The organism is Psychrobacter sp. W2-37-MNA-CIBAN-0211 (assembly GCF_040309405.1).
Taxonomy (GTDB): Bacteria; Pseudomonadota; Gammaproteobacteria; order Pseudomonadales; family Moraxellaceae; genus Psychrobacter; species Psychrobacter glaciei.
Map to the genome: position 1 here is coordinate 1 of NZ_JBEOOU010000152.1, position 277 is coordinate 277.

Here is a 277-nt window from a genome sequence, read left to right on the forward strand (position 1 = left end):
TAACTGATCAACATTAAATCGCACTGGCCCGATTCTACCGCGACAGCCCAAGGGATTTGACCATCCACTAAATACGGCGCATCGACGGGGATGTCGTATTCTGTAGTCATTGAACACGGTTTGTATTGATTCATGGTGGCATCGAGTTTAGTGACGCGTGACACCAATAAATAATCTGTTGTCGGTAAGCGAACTCGGCGCGAGTAACTGTCGATAATGGCGTAATCTGAGCCAAATACTTTAGCGATATCGCCTTCGGCATATTCAACTAAATCAG

The 277-nt window shown here is 45.8% G+C and carries 1 protein-coding gene; it reads right to left on the bottom strand.

Going from position 1 to position 277, the window contains the following annotated elements:
- A partial coding sequence (locus tag AAEY72_RS14695) for a hypothetical protein (protein ID WP_352311276.1) occupies positions 1 to 277 on the bottom strand: 277 nt, incomplete at both ends.